The organism is Streptomyces sp. NBC_00370 (genome assembly GCF_036084755.1).
Lineage (GTDB): Bacteria > Actinomycetota > Actinomycetes > Streptomycetales > Streptomycetaceae > Streptomyces.
Window position 1 is genome coordinate 982,074 of sequence record NZ_CP107968.1, and the last position, 18,984, is coordinate 1,001,057.

At 72.4% G+C, this 18,984-nt stretch carries 18 protein-coding genes; 10 read left to right on the plus strand and 8 right to left on the minus strand.

The window, feature by feature from the left end:
- Positions 1-39 precede the first annotated feature (39 nt).
- Complete coding sequence (locus OHS57_RS04220) at positions 40-768, minus strand: SRPBCC family protein (RefSeq protein ID WP_328581067.1); 729 nt, start codon at positions 766-768, stop codon at positions 40-42.
- Complete coding sequence (locus OHS57_RS04225) at positions 752-1,474, minus strand: helix-turn-helix domain-containing protein (protein WP_241778829.1); 723 nt, start codon at positions 1,472-1,474, stop codon at positions 752-754. The genes OHS57_RS04220 and OHS57_RS04225 overlap by 17 nt, the downstream gene beginning before the upstream one ends.
- A gap of 146 nt (positions 1,475-1,620) precedes the next feature.
- Between OHS57_RS04225 and OHS57_RS04230 the strand changes: the two genes are divergently transcribed.
- Positions 1,621-1,980 (plus strand): DUF4190 domain-containing protein, encoded by a 360-nt coding sequence (locus OHS57_RS04230; RefSeq protein ID WP_107070247.1) that lies wholly within the window; start codon positions 1,621-1,623, stop codon positions 1,978-1,980.
- Positions 1,981-2,065: 85 nt separating this feature from the next.
- On the opposite strand, the gene OHS57_RS04235 is transcribed toward OHS57_RS04230, so the two are convergent.
- Positions 2,066-3,127: an NAD(+)/NADH kinase gene (locus OHS57_RS04235; RefSeq protein WP_041998380.1), complete on the minus strand. Its 1,062-nt coding sequence runs from the start codon at positions 3,125-3,127 to the stop codon at positions 2,066-2,068.
- A gap of 300 nt (positions 3,128-3,427) precedes the next feature.
- On the opposite strand from OHS57_RS04235, the gene OHS57_RS04240 reads away from it, so the two are divergent.
- Together OHS57_RS04240 and OHS57_RS04245 are read left to right on the plus strand one after the other, a co-directional pair.
- The gene (locus tag OHS57_RS04240; protein WP_041998377.1) at positions 3,428-4,399 is read left to right on the plus strand and encodes a PRC and DUF2382 domain-containing protein; all 972 of its coding nucleotides are present in this window, start codon (positions 3,428-3,430) and stop codon (positions 4,397-4,399) included.
- A 198-nt stretch (positions 4,400-4,597) separates the two neighbouring features.
- Positions 4,598-6,259, plus strand: a complete 1,662-nt coding sequence (locus OHS57_RS04245) for a serine/threonine-protein kinase (RefSeq protein WP_328581068.1) — start codon at positions 4,598-4,600, stop codon at positions 6,257-6,259.
- Between the two features lie 4 nt (positions 6,260-6,263).
- Here OHS57_RS04245 and OHS57_RS04250 read toward each other — a convergent pair whose 3' ends face one another.
- Entirely contained in the window at positions 6,264-7,265 is a 1,002-nt protein-coding gene (locus OHS57_RS04250) for an aldo/keto reductase (protein WP_328581069.1), read from the minus strand.
- 232 nt (positions 7,266-7,497) lie between these two features.
- Between OHS57_RS04250 and OHS57_RS04255 the strand changes: the two genes are divergently transcribed.
- From OHS57_RS04255 to OHS57_RS04285, 7 genes are all read left to right on the plus strand, one after another.
- Positions 7,498-8,091 (plus strand): helix-turn-helix domain-containing protein, encoded by a 594-nt coding sequence (locus OHS57_RS04255; protein ID WP_041998372.1) that lies wholly within the window; start codon positions 7,498-7,500, stop codon positions 8,089-8,091.
- 74 nt (positions 8,092-8,165) lie between these two features.
- The gene (locus OHS57_RS04260) at positions 8,166-9,431 is read left to right on the plus strand and encodes an NAD(P)/FAD-dependent oxidoreductase (RefSeq protein WP_328581070.1); all 1,266 of its coding nucleotides are present in this window, start codon (positions 8,166-8,168) and stop codon (positions 9,429-9,431) included.
- Entirely contained in the window at positions 9,428-9,802 is a 375-nt protein-coding gene (locus OHS57_RS04265) for a (2Fe-2S)-binding protein (protein WP_328581071.1), read from the plus strand. Before OHS57_RS04260 ends, OHS57_RS04265 begins: the two co-directional genes overlap by 4 nt.
- On the plus strand, positions 9,799-11,328 hold the full coding sequence (locus OHS57_RS04270) for an FAD/NAD(P)-dependent oxidoreductase (protein ID WP_328581072.1): 1,530 nt from the start codon (positions 9,799-9,801) through the stop codon (positions 11,326-11,328). The genes OHS57_RS04265 and OHS57_RS04270 overlap by 4 nt, the downstream gene beginning before the upstream one ends.
- Positions 11,325-12,281: a dihydrodipicolinate synthase family protein gene (locus OHS57_RS04275; protein WP_041998364.1), complete on the plus strand. Its 957-nt coding sequence runs from the start codon at positions 11,325-11,327 to the stop codon at positions 12,279-12,281. Before OHS57_RS04270 ends, OHS57_RS04275 begins: the two co-directional genes overlap by 4 nt.
- Complete coding sequence (locus OHS57_RS04280) at positions 12,281-13,282, plus strand: proline racemase family protein (protein ID WP_041998362.1); 1,002 nt, start codon at positions 12,281-12,283, stop codon at positions 13,280-13,282. Before OHS57_RS04275 ends, OHS57_RS04280 begins: the two co-directional genes overlap by 1 nt.
- Before the next feature lie 137 nt (positions 13,283-13,419).
- On the plus strand, positions 13,420-15,012 hold the full coding sequence (locus tag OHS57_RS04285; RefSeq protein ID WP_328581073.1) for a purple acid phosphatase family protein: 1,593 nt from the start codon (positions 13,420-13,422) through the stop codon (positions 15,010-15,012).
- 10 nt (positions 15,013-15,022) lie between these two features.
- Here OHS57_RS04285 and OHS57_RS04290 read toward each other — a convergent pair whose 3' ends face one another.
- The 4 genes from OHS57_RS04290 to OHS57_RS04305 all read right to left on the minus strand — a co-directional run bounded on the left by OHS57_RS04290 (position 15,023) and on the right by OHS57_RS04305 (position 18,830).
- On the minus strand, positions 15,023-16,228 hold the full coding sequence (locus OHS57_RS04290) for an MAB_1171c family putative transporter (protein WP_328581074.1): 1,206 nt from the start codon (positions 16,226-16,228) through the stop codon (positions 15,023-15,025).
- Positions 16,221-16,772, minus strand: coding sequence for a ParH-like protein (locus tag OHS57_RS04295; protein WP_328581075.1), 552 nt, complete (start codon positions 16,770-16,772; stop codon positions 16,221-16,223). The genes OHS57_RS04290 and OHS57_RS04295 overlap by 8 nt, the downstream gene beginning before the upstream one ends.
- Positions 16,773-16,830: 58 nt before the next feature.
- Positions 16,831-17,313: a helix-turn-helix domain-containing protein gene (locus OHS57_RS04300; protein ID WP_107070245.1), complete on the minus strand. Its 483-nt coding sequence runs from the start codon at positions 17,311-17,313 to the stop codon at positions 16,831-16,833.
- Between the two features lie 209 nt (positions 17,314-17,522).
- A complete protein-coding gene (locus OHS57_RS04305; RefSeq protein ID WP_328581076.1) occupies positions 17,523-18,830 on the minus strand; it encodes an alpha/beta fold hydrolase in 1,308 nt (435 codons plus the stop codon).
- Between the last annotated feature and the right edge of the window lie 154 nt (positions 18,831-18,984).

The window sequence follows — 18,984 nt, forward strand, 5'->3', positions numbered from 1 at the left end:
GGCCCCGGGCCCGAGGCCCGGGACGCGGGACCCGGTGGATCAGCCGAACAGGCCGTCCAGCCGGCTCTGCCAGGCGCTCTCGATCTGTTTGGCGTCGGCGCCCGGGGCGAAGTCGTGCACGGAGACCCCGACCGGCGCGCCCCAGTGGTTCCTGCCGAACAGCCGGTACATCGCGTCGTCGGTGCGCAGTCCGAGGAAGTACGCGTTGCGGAAGTCGACCACGGCGTCGCCGCTCCGGCCGCCGGGCACCGCGAACGTCACCGTGTCACCCTCCGCCGCCTCGTCCGGCACCCCGAGGCCCCGGACAGCCGCGTCGAAGGCATCCTTCGCCGTGGCGGCCGCAGGTCCGTCGACCGACCCGTACGTGGCAGCGCGGCCGGTGAAGTGCAGCAAGTACTGGCGCAGGGTGTGCAGGTAGAAGTCGGTGTGCTTGTCGGCGCCGTCGTACTGGTTCTCCCAGTCGTCGACGAAGATGCCGCTGTGCACGTAACGCACCCATGAACCGCCTCCCTCCCGCGGCTCGATGACATGGTCGAGCTGGTTGACCGTCTGCTGGTCCATGCCCTCCACGTTCTCGGTCCGCGCGGTCAGCCGGCGCTCCGGCTGCCACGCGGTGACCGTGCCGCCGAACGGCGCGGCGCCGCCCTCGCGGTGCTCGTACTCCAGGGGCCACAGCCAGGCGGCCGTGCCGGCGGTGATCGCGGCCCAGACCTCGGCGGGGCTCGCCTCGACCTCGAACTCGCGGACGATCTCAAATTCCTTCGACATGGTTCCTCCTCCGACCGGACTCCTCGGCCGGCTGGTCGCCCGGCTCTTGGCTGAGTTCGCCGGTGGTTCTGGCAGTGGTTTCGACGGTGTTGTCGGCGGTGGGTCCGGCAGTGGTTTCGGCGGTGGGTTTGACGGTGGGATGCAGCGCGACGACGATCCGGTGGTCCCGGCCGCCCTCGGCGTCCGCCGTGTGGTACTTCGCCACCAGCGCCCCGACGCCCCGGGTCAACTCCTCGACGAACGCGGCCCGGTCGGCCGCGGAGGCGAACCGGACCTCACCGTCGAGCGCATAGGTGGCGAGGCGTTTGCGGGCCTTGGCGGCGCCGGTGATGAGCGTGCCCACGTCGCGTACGAGGCGGGCGGCGACGGCGAGCATCCAGCGGGCGGAGAGCTGGTCGCGGAAGCGGTCCGGGTCGGGCTGGACCGCCGCGAGGGCGAGCGGCGAGATGACGTACGAGGCGGCGGTCGCCCGCATCAGCCGCTCCGTGACGTTGCCCTTCCTGCGCTCGCCGGCCAGCTCCACCAGGTGGTGCCGCTCCAGCGCTTTGAGGTGGTAGTTCACCTTCTGGCGCGGCAGTCCGACCCGGCCGGCCAGCATCGTCGCCGACGCGGGTCCCACCGCCAGCTCGGCGAGCAGCCGCGCCCGTACAGGGTCCAGTGAGACGGCTGCCGCCGTCGCGTCCTCGATCACGGTCACGTCCAACATGACTCCACCGTCTCACCGAACACTTTTTTTGTCCAGACACATTTGATTGTCGGTGAGACGACCCGGCGCGCGCTTCCCGTTTGATCGCGCCACCGGGGGCACACGGGAGACAGCCTTTATCCGGGACTTACAGGGAGGGGTGTGGCGTGACGCCCACACAGAAGAACGGGATGGCGATCGCGGCACTGACACTGGGGATCGTGTCGTGCGTGCTGTTCTGGACGGTGATCGGCGGGATCGTCCTCGGCATCATCGCCATCGTGCTCGGCATCATCGCGGCGCGCCGGGCCAGGGGCGGCCAGGCACCGCATCGCACCATGGCGATCGTCGGCGCCGTGCTGGGCGCGCTGGGTCTGATCGTCTCCGGGGTGCTCGTCGCGATCGGCGCCTCCATCCTGAACTCGGACGACTTCAAGAACTACAACGACTGTGTGCAGCACGCGAACAGCCAGTCCGACAAGGACCAGTGTGCGAAGGACTACTCGCACGACGTGAAGGACGACTGACCCGGACGACCAAGCCGGACGACTGACCCAACTGGGCAGTTACGCAAGGGGGGTTCGGGCCTGACCGGTCCGAACCCCCCTTGTCTCACACCTCGTCGGCCGGCGGCATCCGCAGATGCGCCAGGTCCTCGGGGACGGGTCCGTCGGGCCGGAACAGCGGGGCCGACTGGCCGTCGGCCGCCGTCGCCGGCGCGTCGGTGAGCCGGAACCGGTCGCGGAGCCTGGTGTAGAAGTCGGTGGGCCCCAGCCGGATCAGCCGCAGCCGGTACTTGGCCCCGTACACCCCCACCCAGTCCCCCGGCTTCAGCACCCCGCGCAGCTGCCCGTCGATACTGAGCGCCGCGTCGCCCGAGTGCGGCAGCACCCGCAGCGCGACCGGTTCGTCGGGGGCGGCGACGACGGTCCTGCCGAACGTCATGTGCGGCGCCACCGGGGTGAAGACCACCGCGTCCATGTGCGGGGAGAGCACGGGCCCGCCCGCCGCGAAGCTGTACGCCGTGGAGCCCGTCGGGGTGGCCACGATGACCGCGTCCGCCGAGTACGAGGCGAGCAGCCGCCCCGCGATGTAGACGCCGAGGCTGACCTGCCGGTCGCGCGCCAGCTTCTCCAGTACGACGTCGTTGAGCGCGATGGCGTCGAGCGCCATCCCCCAGCCCTCGCCGCCCGCGACGTCGGGGCGGACTTCGGGCGGCGGCAGCGCGGGGCCGCGGCCGTAGCGCAGCAGGGCCTCCATCGCGGTCGGGATCTCCAGCGGCCTCGACGACCGCATGGCCAGCGTCATCCGCGCCTCGACCGTGGCCCTGCCCTCATGCACGGCGTCCAGGGCCCGCCCCACGTCGTTGGCGGGCACCTCGGTGAGGAAGCCGACGCGGCCGAGGTCGACGCCGAGCACGGCCGCGTCGCTCTTGGCCGCTATCCGCGCGCCCCGCAGGAAGGTCCCGTCGCCGCCGAGGGTGACGACGAGGTCGGGATTGCCGGCCGCGACCGCCTCCTCCTGGCCGCCGTGCCGTGGTTCGTGGTCCTTCCAGACGTCGATCTCCTTGCACGGGATGCCGTGGGACAGGCACCAGTCATGGACGACGTCGGCGGCCTCCACGGCCGCGGGACGGCCCTGATGGACCACGACACCCACACGTTGCACTGGCATATCGGCGCTCTCCTCGGCAGTCGCGGCGTCTCAGCAGTCAAGGATCACCGAAGACCCGGCGGCTGACACGGCGCGCCGCGTTCCGGTTCCCCGTTCACCCGAATGGCGGAGTGCGGAACGAGCCGGTGGCAGGGCGTGGATCCCGTCCGGGCGGCGGGCACGGGCGGTCCCCGCCGCCCGTGCGTGCCGTCTGCGGTTGCCTTACCCACCGGGGCGAGGCGCGATGGACGTATGCGCGCCTGACTCCGAGGGGACCGCTCCCTTGGACGCGCTCCCCCACGCAGCAAGGAGTGATGGCAGATGTCAGCCGATGGCGTCTTCAACAACCCCGGTGAGCTGAACGGCTTGACCGCCTACGACAGGGACGGTGACAAGATCGGCAACGTCGGCCAGGTCTATGTCGACGACCGCACCGGCCGCGCCGAGTGGGTCACCGTGAAAACCGGTCTCTTCGGTATGAAGGAGAGCCTGGTCCCGCTGTCCGGTGCCCGGCGCACCGGCGAGGGGCTGCATGTGGCCCACCCCAAGGAAACCGTCAAGGACGCCCCGCGCCTGGACGCCGACGAGCATCTGGACGCCGCCCAGGAGCGTGAGCTCTACGAGCACTACGGCCTCACCGGCGCCGGCGCCGGCATGAGCTCCGGCATGGCCGGGGCCAAGGGCACGGACACCACCAAGGACACCGGCGGGACGACCGGCACCGGCATGGCCGCCGGCGCGGGTGCGGGCGCGGGTGCGGCCGGTGGCGTGGCCGGCGGTGTGGACGCGGGTACCAGCACCGGCCGTGGTGCGGGTACGGCCAAGTCCGAGGGCGTCGGCATGGGCTTCGCGGACGCCGACATGACCGGCACCGGCGACCACCGCAGGGGCGAGGAGCTGATCCGGTCGGAGGAGCAGCTGCACGTCGGTACCGAGGAGCACGAGAGCGGCCGGGCCCGGCTGCGCAAGGTCGTCGTGACGGAGAACATCACCACGACCGTGCCGGTCAGCCACGAAGAGGTACGGGTCATCCACGAGCCGATCACGGACGGCGACCGCACGAAGGGCCGTATCGGCGAGGCCGAGACCCAGGTGACGCTGCACGCCGAGCAGCCGGTCGTACGCAAGGAGACCGTCGCGGTCGAGCGGGTGCGCATGGAGACCGAGAAGGTCACCGAGCAGCAGGAGGTCTCCTCCGAGGTCCGCAAGGAGCAGATCGAGTACGACTCGGGCCAGGAGGGCGACGAGATGGGCGGCAAGGACATGGGCGGCAAGCGCGGTCCCCGTCACTGACGCCTGTCCCGCCACCACACCTGGCATGCCTCCGTGCCCCCGTCGGCCACCGACCGTGGCCGGCGGGGGCGCGCGCCGTCCAGGGGCGCTTCGGGTCCCGCCCGGGTGCGGGGGCGAAGACGGGGGTGGGGGTGCGGGGGCGAAGATGAGTACCCGCGCGCTCCCGTGCCGTGGTGTGCCCCTTTAATGTGGCTGCCCATGGAGAGCTTGGATCCTTCGGACCCGCGGGTCATCGGCGGATATCCGCTGTACGGCAGGCTCGGCGCCGGCGGCATGGGACAGGTGTACCTCGCGCGTACGCCGTCGGGCAGGCCGCTCGCGCTGAAGACGCTGCGGTCCGAGTTCGGCGCCGACGACGGCTTCGCCGAACGGTTCGACCGGGAGATACGCAACGCCGACCGGGTGCGGTCGCCGTGGACCGTGACCGTCGTCGACTACAGCCCGCCCGGCGCCCGGCCGCAGTGGCTGGCCACCGAGTACGTGGCCGCGCCCTCGCTCGCGGACCGGGTGGAGCGCAACGGGCCGCTGCCGCCGGCCGCCGCGCTGTCACTGGCCGCCGAACTGTGCCAGGCGCTGCGCGCGGTGCACGCGGCGGGGCTCAGCCACCGCGACATCAAGCCGTCGAACATCCTGCTCGGCGGTGAGCGGCCGCTGCTCATCGACTTCGGCATCGCGCGTGCCGCCGACGACTCCCGGCACACCAGGACCGGTGGTGTCATCGGCTCGCCGGGCTATCTCGCGCCCGAGCAGGCGACGTCGGGCAGTTCGGCGGAGCCCGGCGACCTGTTCTCGCTCGCCGCCGTGCTGGTGTACGCGGCGACCGGCCGCAGCCCGTTCTCCCGTCCGGGAGAGACGCCGTCGGCCCCCGCGCTGCTGTACCGGATCGTGCACGAGGAACCCGCCCTGGACGGCCTGCCCGATCCGCTGGGAGCGCTGCTGCGCGGCTGTCTGGCCAAGGAACCCGAGCGACGCCCCACGGCGGCCGCCGCGGGCGCGCTGCTGGAGCGCGCGGGGCAGCCGGCGGGCCGGTGGCCGTCCGTACTGCCGGACGGCCTCGCGGCCGAGCTGCGGGCGCGTGAGCAGGCGATGCGCCAGGCGTTCGCGGAGGCAGGGGCCGGGGACGGTACGGGCGCGCCGCCGGCTCCCGCGTACCCGTCGGCGCCGCCGTACGCCGCGACGTACCCGCAGCCGGGGCCGTACAGCCAACCGGCCGCGTACACCCCGCCTGCGCCCTACACCCAGCCGGGGCCGTACAACGGGCCCGGTCCGTACACCGGGCCCGGGGCGCCCGCAGGGCCCGCACGGCGTGGCGCGGGGCGTCGGTGGGCCGCCCTGCTGGCCGGCGGTGTGCTTGTCGCCGCCGCTGTCGCCTTCGTACTCGTACAGACCCAGAACGGCGACGACGACGGATCGTCGGACGGCGCGGGGGGCGGCGGATCGTCCTCGTCCCCCTCGGCGTCGTCACCGGCGTCGGCGGACGCGGGTGACGCGCTGCCGGCGTCCTGGGTCGGCCACTGGTCGGGCACGGGTCCGGGGACGGCTCAGGTAGGCCGCTTCCATGTCGCCCTGACGCTGCACGCGGCCGACCTCGGACAGCTCGTGGGCAGTCAGGTCAGCGATGTCGACGCGGCGGGGACGGACATCAACGTCGGCTGCACGGAGGCGCTGAAGCTGACCGAGGTCCACCCGACGTCGATGGTGTTCGAGGCGGTCACCGCCCATCCGACGGACCCGGCGACCAACGAGACATGCCCCACGGACCACATCTACGTGATCACGATGAAGGACACGGACACCCTCGCCCTGGAGGCCGAGGGTGCCCAGTCCGCCGGGTCCCCTGCCACCCTGACCCGCGACTGAACCGTCAGGCCGCCGCCTCCTCCGCCAGCAGCCGGTCGATCTCGGCGAGTTCGGACTCGCTGAGGGCGGGCGCTTCGAGCGCGCCGAGGTTCTGTTCGAGCTGGGTGACGCTGCTGGCGCCGATGAGCACGGAGGTGACGCGCGTGTCGCGCAGCCCCCAGGCGAGGGCGAGTTGCGCGAGGGACTGACCGCGCTGCCCGGCGAACTTGTTCAGGGCGTGCAGCAGGGCGAGCCGCTCGTCCGTGAGCACATCGCTCTTGAGGAAGTGGCCGACCGCCATCCGGGAGTCGGCCGGAATGCCGTTGAGGTAACGGTCCGTCAACTGCCCCTGGGCGAGCGGCGAGAAGGCGATGACTCCGGCGCCCGCCTCGGCCGACGCCGCGATCAGCCCGTTCTCGATGTCGCGGTTGAGCAGGGAGTAGGGGTGCTGGTTGATCAGCAGCGGGGTGCCCAGCTCCTTCAACAGGGCGGCGGCGCGGGTCATCTGCTCGGTGCTGTAGTTCGACAGGCCCACGTAGAGGGCCTTGCCCTGCCGTACCGCCGAGGCGAGTGCCCCGACCGTCTCCTCGATCGGTGTCCCGGGGTCCGGCCGGTGGGAGTAGAAGAGGTCCACGTAGTCGAGGTTGGTGCGGCGCAGGGTCTGGTCCAGGCTGGCCAGGATGTGCTTGCGCGAGCCCCATTCGCCGTACGGGCCCGGCCACATGTCGTAGCCGGCCTTGCTCGCGACGAACAGCTCGTCGCGGTACGGCCGGAAGTCCTGGTCGTACAGCACACCGAAGTTGGCCTCGGCGCTGCCGTAGGGCGGACCGTAGTTGTTCGCCATGTCTATGTGGCTGACGCCGAGGTCGAAGGCGCGGCGCAGGACGGCACGCTGGGTCTCCAGCGGGCTGGTGTCCCCGAAGTTGTGCCAGATGCCCAGCGAGACCTTCGGGAGCAGCACTCCGCTGTGGCCGCTGCGCTGGTACTGCATACCGGAGTAGCGCTCGTCGGCAGCGAGGTAGGTCATGTCCGTCCTTGTGTGTCGGGGATGCGCGGACCGGTCGAAGCGACGGCCCGCACGACTCTCAATGTAGAAAGCGGTTACTACCAAGGTCAACGGCTGAGGCCGGGAGATCGGACTCATACACTCCGAGTCCTGGTTCCGTCGGCACCCCCATGAGCGCGTTCACTATGTCGAACGGACCTGGTGCGTCATCCCTACACTGCAACGACCATTATCGACAGCCGAAGGAGCCCGCGTGAAGTCCCCCAACAGTTCGGTCAGGGACGTTCTGGCCGCCAATCTGCGGCGGGAGAGGACCCGGCGCGGACTGTCGCTCTCCGAGCTGTCACGGCTGTCCAAGATCGGCAAGGCCACGCTGTCACAGCTGGAGTCGGCGACCGGCAACCCGACCATCGAGACGGTCTTCAGCCTGTCCCGCGCCCTGGAGCTGCCGATCTCGGACCTGCTCGACACCCAGTACGCGGACGCCGTGACGGTGGTGCGCGCGGCGGAGACCGATGTACTGAGCGGCGCGGGCGTCGACCTGCGGGCACTGCGGCGGATCGAGGCCGGCGGTGTCATCATGGAGGTCTACGACCAGCAGGTGCGCGACGGGTCGCGGCAGCCCTCGCTCGGGCACGCGGGCACCGAGCACACCGTCGTCCAGGCGGGCCGGCTGAACGTGGAGGTGGACGGCCACCGGCTGGAGCTGGGGCCGGGCGACTACGTCTCGTTCGACGGTTCGCTGCCGCACTGCTACAGCGCCCCCGAAGGTCCGGTGCGTTCGGTGCTGCTGCTCCAGTACCGGTCGGGCAGTGACCAGCCGCAGCCGCCGGGCGCCCCGCACTAGCCAGGGTGCGTTGACACGCTCCGGACGGCCCCATACGCTCAAGACCGTTCGCTTTACAGAACAGTGGAGGACGGATGCCCCGAACGCGGGCGGTGGTGCTGGGCGCCGGAATCATCGGCGCCGCCTGCGCCCGCGAACTGTCCCTCGCCGGGTTCGAGGTGGTCGTGGTCGACCGGGGCGGCGCGGCCGCCGCCACCACGTCGCACGGCGAGGGCAACATCCTGGTCTCCGACAAGGGCCCGGGGCCCGAACTCCAACTCGCCCAGCTCTCCCGCCGGCTGTGGCCCGAGGTGCTGGCGGCGCTCGCCGAGCGGCGCGCGGGCGGCGCCGAAGCGGTCGAGTGGGAGCCGAAGGGCGGCATCGTCGTGGCGACCACGGCCGGGGGTGCGGCGGGGCTGCTGCCGTTCGCCGCCGCCCAGCGGGCCGCCGGCGTACGGGCCGAGCCGCTGGACGCCGCGGAGCTGCGCACCGCCGAACCCTTCGTCACCGAGGGACACACCGCCGCCATGCGCTATCCGGACGACGCCCAGGTGCAGCCGGCCGGGGCGGCGACCGCGCTGCTGTCGGACGCGCTCGCCGCGGGAGCCGTCCTGCGTACCGGCTGTGAAGTGCTCGGAGCGGTACGGAGCGGCGGCCGGATGACGGGTGTGCGGACCTCCGGGGGGATCCTGTCGGCCGATGTGTTCGTCAACGCGGCGGGACCGTGGTCCGGTGAGCTGTCGGCGCGCCTCGGCGCACCGGTGGACATCAGGCCGCGCAGGGGCGAGGTGCTGGTGACGGTCCCGCTGCCGCCGACCGTCTTCCACAAGGTGTACGACGCGGACTACGTGGGCGCCGTCGGCAGCGGCGCGGGCGATCTGCAGACCTCGGCGGTGGTCGAGGCGACCCGGGCGGGCAGTGTGCTGCTCGGCTCCTCCCGGCGGCGGGTCGGCTTCGACGACCGGACGCGCCCCGAGGTGCTGTCGGCGATCGCGGCGAAGGCGCTACGGCTCTTCCCCTCGCTGGCCGGTGTGCAGGTGATGCGCGCGTACGGCGGCTTCCGGCCGTACGTACCCGATCATCTGCCGGTGATCGGCCCCGACCCGCGGCTGACGGGCCTGTGGCACGCGAGCGGTCACGAGGGGGCGGGGATCGGGCTGTCCGTGGGTACGGCGCGGCTGCTGCGGGAGCTGCTGCTCGGGGAGCCGACGGCGATCGACGCGGCCCCGTTCCGGGTGGACAGGCCCGCCGTACTGGCCACGGAGACGTCCGCAGGGACCGGCCCACCGTCCGGCCCACCGGTTGACGCACCGACTGAGACGCCGACTGACACGCCGTCCACGACCGAGGAGTCGTCATGAGCCCGAGACTCGTACCGGCCGGGTCCGATCCCGTGGGCCGCAGGGACCGGCCGCTGACCATCACCGTCGACGGCGAACCGCTGGCGGGCGTCGCCGGGCAGTCCCTGGCGGGTGTGCTGCTGGCGGCCGGCCGGACGTCCTGGCGGCGGAGCCCGTCCGGCGCGCCGCGCGGAGTGTTCTGCGGGATCGGTGTCTGCTTCGACTGTGTGGTGACGGTCAACGGTGAGCGGGACGTACGGGCCTGCCGGCGCCGGGCACTGGACGGCGACGCGGTGACCACCCAGTCCCGCGCCGCCGGCGGCGATGCGGGCAGCAGCACGAGCAGCGGCACCGGCACCGGGACCGGCACCGACTTCGGGGACGCGCGATGACCCGGCGCCATGTGGTGGTCGTCGGGGCGGGTCCCGCCGGACTGGCCGCCGCGGACGCCGCGTTGGCCGCCGGCGCCGAGGTGACCTTGATCGACACGGCCGAGCGGCCCGGCGGCCAGTACCACCGCATGCTTCCCGACGCCTTCGACGCGGCCAGCCCCGAGGCGCTGCACCACGGCTACCGCGCGTTCGAGACGCGCAGCCGCCGGGTGCTGGGCCACCCGCGCTGTTCGTGGTGGGCGGAGAGTTCCGTCTGGGCGCTGGAACAGCCGGACCCCGGTTCGGTGACACCACCGCTGGTACACGTGCTGACCGGGGATCCCGGCGGCGGCCCCGGTGCGCGGCTGCGCCGGGTGCTGGCGCCGGACGCGCTGGTGCTGGCGGTCGGCGCGCACGACCGGGTGCTGCCGTTCCCCGGCTGGCAGCTGCCCGGTGTCTTCACGGCGGGCGCCGCACAGGCGCTGGCCAAGGGCGAACGGCTGGTGATCGGCGACCGGGTGGTGGTCGCGGGCACGGGCCCGTTCCTGCTGCCGGTGACCGCCGCTCTGCTGGCGGCCGGGTCCCAGGTGGTCGAGGTGCTGGAGGCCGCCCGCACGGGCGGGGTGCTGCGCGGCTGGCTGCGGCGCCCCTGGGAGCTGCCCGCCCAGGCGGGCAAGAGCGGTGAACTCCTGGAGTACGCGGCCACGCTCCGCCGCCACCGCGTTCCGTACCGGCCGGGCAGGGCGGTGGTCGAGGCGCGCGGCGACGAGCGCGTCGAGGAGATCGTGAGCGCCGAGGTGCGCGCCGACTGGTCGGTGGTGCCGGGCAGTGAGCGGACCACGGCCGTGGACGCCGTCTGTGTCGGCCACGGCTTCACCCCGCAGCTGGAGCTGCCGGTCGCCGCCGGGTGCGCGCTGCGCCCCGGGCCGGGCGGGTCGCCCGCCGAGGCGTTCGTCGACGTGGACGACGACCAGGCGACCAGCCGTCCCGAGGTGTACGCGGCCGGCGAGATCACCGGTGTCGCCGGTGCCCCGGCCGCCCGCGCCGAGGGCGCGCTCGCCGGCTGGATCGCGGCAGGCGGCGACCCGGAGGCCCGCGCGCTGACGGCGCTGCGCCGCAGCCGTGACCAGGGGCGGGCGTTCGCGGCGCGGCTGGCCGCGGCGCATCCGATCGGCCGGGCCTGGCCCGGCTGGCTGCGGCCCGACACCGTCATCTGCCGCTGTGAGGAGACGGATTACGCGGCCGTCCGGCGCACGGCGCGGGATCCGGCGGGTACGGAGCCGCGGGTGGCGAAGCTCGCGACCCGGGCGGGGCTCGGGCCCTGTCAGGCGCGCGTCTGCGGACCTACCGTCGCCGAGCTGCGTGCCGCGGCCGGCGGCCGTCCGGCAGGCTGCCGCCCCGGTGACCCGGTGCCGCCCGGACCGCATCACCGGCCCGTCGCCGAGCCGATCAGGCTCGGTGAGCTGGCCCGCCCGCCGGAGCCGCCGAGCCCGCCGGGCACCCCACGTCAGAGTTCCGATCCGTCCGTCGAGGAGAGCACGTCATGACCCCCAGCACGCAGGAGACCAGCCCGCTGACCGGAGTCGTGGTGGCCACCGCGCTGCCGTACCGCTCCGACCCGAAGGCGCCCGCCGGTCTCGCCGTCGACCACGACCGCTACGCCGAGCACTGCCGGTGGCTGGTCGACAACGGCTGTGACGGCGTCGGGCCCAACGGGTCGCTGGGTGAGTACTCGTCGCTGACCGACGAGGAGCGCCGCACGGTCGCCCGTACCGCCATAGCGGCCGTCGCGGGCCGCGGCAAGGTGATCGTCGGGGTGCACGGGGTCGGCTCGCACCAGGCGGCGCGGTGGGCGGAGGCCGCCGCCGAGGACGGCGCCGACGGGGTGCTGTGCCTGCCGCCGACGATGTACCGCGCCAACCACGGCGAGGTGCTGGCGCACTTCGAGGCGGTGGCCGCCGTCGGGCTGCCGGTCATGGTCTACAACAACCCGGTGGACACGAAGGTCGACCTGACGCCCGCACTGCTGGCGGAGATCGCCCAGATCGACAACGTCCGGGCGGTGAAGGAGTTCTCCGGCGATGTGCGCCGGGTGCTGGAGATCAAGGAACGGGCACCGGAGCTCGACATCATCAGCGGCGCGGACGATGTCGCCCTGGAGAGCCTGCTGATGGGCGCGACCGGCTGGTTCGCCGGCTTCCCGAACGTGTTCCCCGCCGAGTCGGCGCGGCTGTTCGCGCTCGCCAGGGCGGGCAAGCTCGACGAGGCGCGCGCGCTGTACGAGCCGCTGGTCGCCGCGTTCCGCTGGGACTCCCGTACCGAGTTCGTCCAGGCCATCAAGCTCGGCATGGAGATGGTCGGCCGCTTCGGCGGCCCGTGCCGCCCGCCGCGCGGCCCGCTGACCGACGTCAACCGCGCGCAGGTCGAGGCCGAGATGCGCAAGGCGATCGAGGCCATCGCGCGCGACACGGGGGCCGGCGCGGCGAGGAGTGAGGTCTGATGCGCAGCGTACGGACCATCAGCGCGGTCGACTCGCACACCGAGGGCATGCCCACCCGGGTGGTCACCGGCGGTGTGCCGCCGATTCCCGGCGACACGATGGCCGAGCGGCGCCGGTACGCCATCGAGCACCTGGACGAACTGCGCAGGTTCCTGGTGGACGAGCCGCGTGGGCACTCGGCGATGAGCGGCGCGATCCTCCAGCCGCCGACCCGCCCCGACGCCGACTGGGGCGTGCTCTACATCGAGGTCAGCGGGTTTCTGCCGATGTGCGGGCACGGCACGGTGGGCGTCGCGACCGTGCTGGTCGAGACGGGCATGGTCCCGGTCGACGAACCGGAGACGGTGGTACGCCTCGACACCCCCGCGGGTCTGGTGGAGGCCAGGGTCGCGGTGCGCGACGGCGTCGCCGAACAGGTCACGCTGCGCAATGTGGACGCCTTCGCGCTCGAACTCGACGCGAAGGTCTCGGTCCCCGGGATCGGTGACGTCCGGTACGACATGGCGTACGGCGGCAACTTCTACGCGATCGTCGAACTGGCCGACCTCGGGCTGCCCTTCGACCGGGCGCGCAAGGACGACATCCTCGCCGCCGGGCTCGCGATCTCCCACGCGGTGAACGAACAGAACCTGCCGCGCCACCCGGTGGATCCGCTCATCAGCGGCTGCGGCCATGTGCAGTTCCTGGCGCCGGGTTCGAACGCGCGGCACTCGCGCAACGCGATGGCGATCCGGCCGGGGTGGTTCGACCGCTCGCCGTGCGGCACCGGCACCTGCGCGCGGATGGCGCAGCTGCACGCGCGCGGCGAACTGCCGCTGGACACCGAGTTCGTGAACGAGTCGTTCATCGGCACCCGGTTCACCGGCAGGCTGCTCGCGACGAGCGAGGTGGCGGGGCTGCCCGCGGTCGTACCGGAGTTCTCGGGGCGGGCCTGGATCACCGGCACCGCGAACTATCTGCTGGATCCCGCCGATCCGTTCCCGCACGGTTTCGTGCTCTGAGGAGCCGCCGCCCGGCCGGGGGGTGCCCCGGCTCCGGCGGGACTGTTCGTCGTGCCGAAGCAAGTTCGTGTTCACCGCAGGGTCGTGGAGGTGGACGAGTGTTCACTCGTTCACCGAGCCACCTGGGGAGGACCACGATGGTATCGAACGACAGCGACGAGTCCGGCAAGCTGACGCGCCGTCACGCACTGGGTATGGTCGGGGCGGCCGGCGCTGTCGCCGCCGCCACCCCACTGCTGGGCGCCGCACCGGCCGAGGCCGACACCCGGTTCGGCTCCGCCGCCTTCCATCCGTCGCCGGACACGGGCGGCGCCTCGCCCGTACAGGGGCTGCATCTGACCTTCGGCGCCGATCCCGGCCGCCAGATGGTCGTCTCCTGGCTGACCGACGGTCCCGTGAAGAAGCCCCGGGTGCTCTACGGAACGCTGGAGCACGGGCTCGGCTCCACCGCCGAGGCGCGGACCCGCACCTACACCGACGGCAAGTCCGGCCGTGTCGTGTACGTCCACCACGCGGCGCTCTCCCGGCTGAGCCCCGGCACCGACTACGTCTATCTCGTGTCGCACGAGGGCGCGGCGCCCGACAGCGGCATGTTCACGACCGCGCCGCGCGGCCGTCAGCCGCTCACCTTCACCAGTTTCGGTGACCAGTCGGCGCCGCAGGTGACCTGGGCCGCCGACGGCACCGTCGCGCTCGACGCCAACTCGACCCCGGCGACGAAGGACATCGTCACCGGCATCGAGCAGGTCGCCCCGCTGTTCCACCTGCTCAACGGCGACCTCTGCTACGCGAACCTCGACGTCGACCGGGTGCGCACCTGGAACAACTTCTTCACCAACAACAGCCGTTCGGCGCGGTTCCGGCCGTGGATGCCGGCCGCGGGCAACCACGAGATCGAGAGCGCCAACGGGCCGCTCGGCCTCGGTGCCTACCAGACGTACTTCGACCTGCCGTCCACCGAGACCGACGCCGAACTGGCCCGTCTCTGGTACGCGTTCACGGCGGGCTCGGTGCGGGTGATCGTGCTCCAGAACGACGACAACGCCCTCCAGGACGGCGGCGACGTCTATGTCAACGGCTACTCGGGCGGCCGGCAGCTGCGGTTCCTGGAGAGGGAGCTGACGGCGGCGCGGGCCTCGCGGGACATCGACTGGATCGTCGTCGCGATGCACCAGGTGATGGTCAGCTCGACCGACGCGAACGGCGCCGACCTCGGGCTGCGAGAGAAGTACGGGCCGCTGTTCGACAAGTACGGTGTGGACCTGGTGCTCTGCGGTCACGAGCACAACTACGAGCGGTCGCTGGCCGTCCGCGGTGTGGTGCGCGGCAGCGAGACCCTCACGCCCAACCCCGTCTCGCACGCCACCGACGACATCGACACCTCCCACGGCACCGTGCACATGGTCCTGGGCGGCGGCGGTGTTTCGGGCACCACCAACCAGTCGTTCTTCAAGGACGGTACGGGCAAGGTGATCACCGCGGTTTCCGCGACGCCGGGTCCCAACGGCAAGCGCACCGCCACCTACGTCAAGGAGCAGGCGGTCTGGACGGGCATGCGGGACACCGAGAACCCGTACGGCTTCGCCGCGTTCACCGTCGACCCGGGACGGCACGCGGGTGACACCACCCGGATGCATGTGACGTACTACAACGTCAACAAGCCCAACGGCGACCTGTCGGTGTTCGAGAAGTTCACGCTGCACCGCAAGCGGTCCGACGGCCACCGCTGACGACGGCGCGTCAGCCCGCGCGGGCCGAGCGGACCCGGCTGCGGACCCCGGCCACCACCGGGGACGAGGTGAAGGCGGCGCAGACGCCGACCAGCCACTCCGACTCCGACTCGACCGTGCCCACGACGACCGACGGCACATGGACGGCGTCCCGCTCACGGCGGACGCCGTCCTGGCGCTGGCCCGCCCGCAGGTTCTCCAGGGCCGCCGCGATCATCGCGGCCTCCAGCACCGCCCTGCGGTCCCTGGCCAGGTCCGCGGTCTGCGAGGTCCAGCCGGGCACGCCCGCGTCGAAGTAGGGGCGCAGCGCGAGGTAGCCGTCGCGGATCTCGATCACCCGGCGGTAGAGCGCGAACTCGGCGCCGCGCAGGCCGGGTCGGCGGGCGGCGGCCGACTCGTCGAGGGCGATCTGCGGCAGTTGCGCGTGCAGCGCCGACCACAGCGGTTCGAGCGCCCGGAACCGGCGGAAGGCGCGCAGCCGCCGGACCGGGGTGCCCAGCGGCCCTTCCAGGAGCGACGCCGAGGCACCGGCCGTGGCAAGGACGGCTGTGATGACGGAGAGCGACGCCGACACCGCGTCCTCCCCCACCCCTTGGCGGCCCTCCCGCAGATCGGCGGGTACGTCGGCCAGCGCCCAGAGCGTCCACACGGCGCCGAACACCGCGGAGAGCACCATCAGCCGCAGCCCCGCCCGCAGCGGTCCCGGGCTCATCCGCCGTGCGTGGCGGGCCAGTTCACGGGTGAGGACGAGCAGGCACCAGCATCCGTAGAACGCGAAGAGCACGTTGTACCCGGCCAGTGCCCACCGGTGACCGTCGGGGACGGTCAGCTCGTCGTCCACCATGGCGATGTCGGCGACGCCGAACAGCGCGGCCGAGGCGATCAGCACCGCGCCGTTGAGCGCGATCTGGCGGCGCACCGAACGCGGCCCCGGCGGCGGCGACTTCACCGCGAGACCGACCAGGACGAGGAACCCGAGCCCGGCCGTCTTGAGTTCATGGGTGATCAGCAGGACCGGCGTGTCGAGCCCGGCCTCGCCCGACAGGGTGCCCACGACGGCGGGGGCGTTGAAGAGCATGGCCGTCCCCATGCACCCGGCCAGGCCCGCCAGATAGCGCTGCGCCGGATCGGCCTCCGCCGCACGGCTCCTGACGAGCCGGTCGACCCCGAAGACCAGAAAGACCGCGGCGGCGAGGACGGAGATGAGATCAGTCATCGGCGCATCCCGGAGCGCGGACCTCCGGCGCGCCGAACAGCCGCCGCACCCGCGAGTGCTGCTGGTCGCGCCCGGCCGGCGCCGCGGGGGCCGCCCGGTCCTGCTTGCGGGCCCGGGTCAGGATCAGCGAGGCGACCAACTCGGCCTCCCGCTCCTGGGGTTCGGAGTAGACGCTGCGCCCGAGCACCCGCTGGACCAGTGACGGCGGCAGGTTGGGCAGCAGGAGCCGCGCTGCGGCGGACACCGCGGGGGCGGTCTCGTGATGGCCGCAGATCACATGGGCGGCCTCGTGCAGCAGGATGTGCTGCTGGTGCAGGACGGTCGTGTCCGTGGTGTAGAGGATGCAGTCGGCGCTGTCGGTGGTGACCAGCAGCCCGCACGGGGTGTGCGGCCGTGCGGAGACCGGGATCAGTTCGATCGGCCGGCCGCGGGCGCTCGCGAGCATCCCGATGAAGGTCTCGGCGTCGAACGGGCTCGGCAGGGCCAGCCCTTCGACGGTTCGCTGACATCGTTGCCACAGTCCACTGTGACGGTCATTTCTCACACGCCGTCCCTCTTCCGCCTGCCGGCCCCGCGAGGTTTCACCGAAGAGTCCGATTACGTCAGGAGCCGCCGCCGGGGGCGTCGCGCTGCCTGCGGGCGAGCACATCGATCATGTCGCTGATCGTGCCGACGCCCTCGGGCGAGAGGTTGACGGCACGCAGGGCCACGCTGCGCACCCCCGCGTCGCGCAGCGCGCCGAGCAGTTCCAGTTCCCTGGCGACGGCGGCGCCCTGCTCACCGTCGAAGAAGTAGGCGACGGGGACCTCGAAGAACTGGGCCAGCGCCTCCAGATGGCGCTTGGTGGGATTGTCCCTGCGCCCGGTGCGCAACTGCCAGAGGTAGGTGGCGGAGAAGCTCTCACCCGTCGCTTCGCGGCAGGCGCGCGCGACCTCTTCGTGACTGTACTGCTCGCGGTTGGACCGGCGGACGACGCGGAACAGCGCGTCGATCTTCCCGGCCAGCGTCGCCGCCGAACCGGAACCGGGACGGGTGCCGGAACCGGACGCGGGATCGGACGGGGGGTCGGATCGGAGGTCGCTCATCGTCCGCCTCCTTCCGTGCCGACTCAGCCCAGTTGGGACGCGCGCGTGCCCGCGTTCATCCTAGCTGGCACCGGCCGAAGCGATATCCGCAGCGCTTGTCCCGTGGCAACTCCACCGGGGGCTCGTGTCGTCGCACCGGGGGCGGGGAGAAAACACGTTGCACGAAAACGGCGAGGTCCTGCACATTTCCACCCGCCCGCCGGGACCGACTACGACGTCGGGAACTCCCCCGCGTCCCGCAGGATTTGGGCCAGGTGTCCGAAGACCCGGCCGTCGGCGGCGAGGCCGTCGTGCTCGTACTCGTTGGTCACCCACGTCCGCAGGCCGCCCACCGCCGCCGCCGTCTCCAGCTGGAGTCCGGAGTCGACGTACATGTCGTCGAAGTAGACCGCCGCCGCGACGGGGACCTCGTTGGCGGCGAGCCGCTTCAGGTCGTACAGCTGCGACCACTCCTCACGGGCCGCCAGCAGGTCCACGGCGGGGCCGAAGGGGCGCAGCGCGCGGATCTCCTCGAACATCCAGGGGTACATCATCTCGCCGGTGAACAGCAGCGGCCTGGCGTCCTCGGCGAAGCCCGGGTGGTTCGCCCGCTCCCGTTCGGCGGCCCACGCCGTCGGGCCGTTCGCGCCGCTCGCGTAGATCGACTCCTGCATGACGGCGAAGAGCGGATTGCCGGCGAACGCGGTGCGGTTCCCCACCTCGCTCAGGAACGCCGCCGAGAGCCGCTGCGCCGATTCGTCGGCGAACGCCTCGTCGAACAGCCAGTGCATCCGCTCGAAGCCGGGCTTCATGCCGAAGTCGAGCCCGAGCGTCTGCAGGCGCCGTACGGTCAGCACGTCACCGTCGGGCAGTGTCACGTCCCCCGCCGCCACACGGTCGGCGACCCGGGCCACCACGGCGGTGTCGTGCGGGTAGCGGCGCTGGAAGAGCCGGTTCTTGGCCTCCGTACGGGGATAGGTGCGGCGGTACACCTCGGTGGCGTCGGGTGTGACGGACGCCAGACCGCCGGTGACCAGGCACGCGCTCAGCCCCTCGGGCGCCTGCGAGAGGTAGGTGAGGGTGAGGAATCCGCCGTAGCTCTGACCGAGTGTGGTCCAGGGCGTGGCGCCGAAGATGGTCTTCCGCAGATGCTCGGCGTCCTTGACGATCGAGTCGGCCCGGAAGTGGCAGAGGTGGTCGGCGGCCTCGCACGCCGAGCCGAAGGACTCCATCACGGCGCCGTCGAGCGGTGTGCTGCGGCCGGTGCCGCGCTGGTCGAGCAGGATCACCCGGTGTGTCTTCAGTGCCTGCCCGAGCCAGCCGTCGCCGGGGCGGCCGACCGGCCGGGGCGCCTTGCCGCCGGGGCCGCCCTGCAGATACACCAGACAGGGCAGCTCCTCCGTCCTGCGGCCGGGGTCGACGAGTTCCCTGGCGAAGACGGAGAGGGCCGGGCTCCGATCGTCGGACCAGTCGAGCGGCACCTCTGCCCGGTGGTCGCGCACATGGATCCCCGGCAGCGTGTACTCGGCAATGATCATTCCTGGGTCACCTTCCGACCTTCGTAGCCCGCGTACCGCGGCGGTTGCGCCGCGGTCCTGGGCCGAACACCGCTCTCACCTGCGACGGAGCCGGCACGGCCCAGGGGCCCACTCTCTCCCACGGCTGCGGGACGTCCGAAACAGGGGGGCAGTG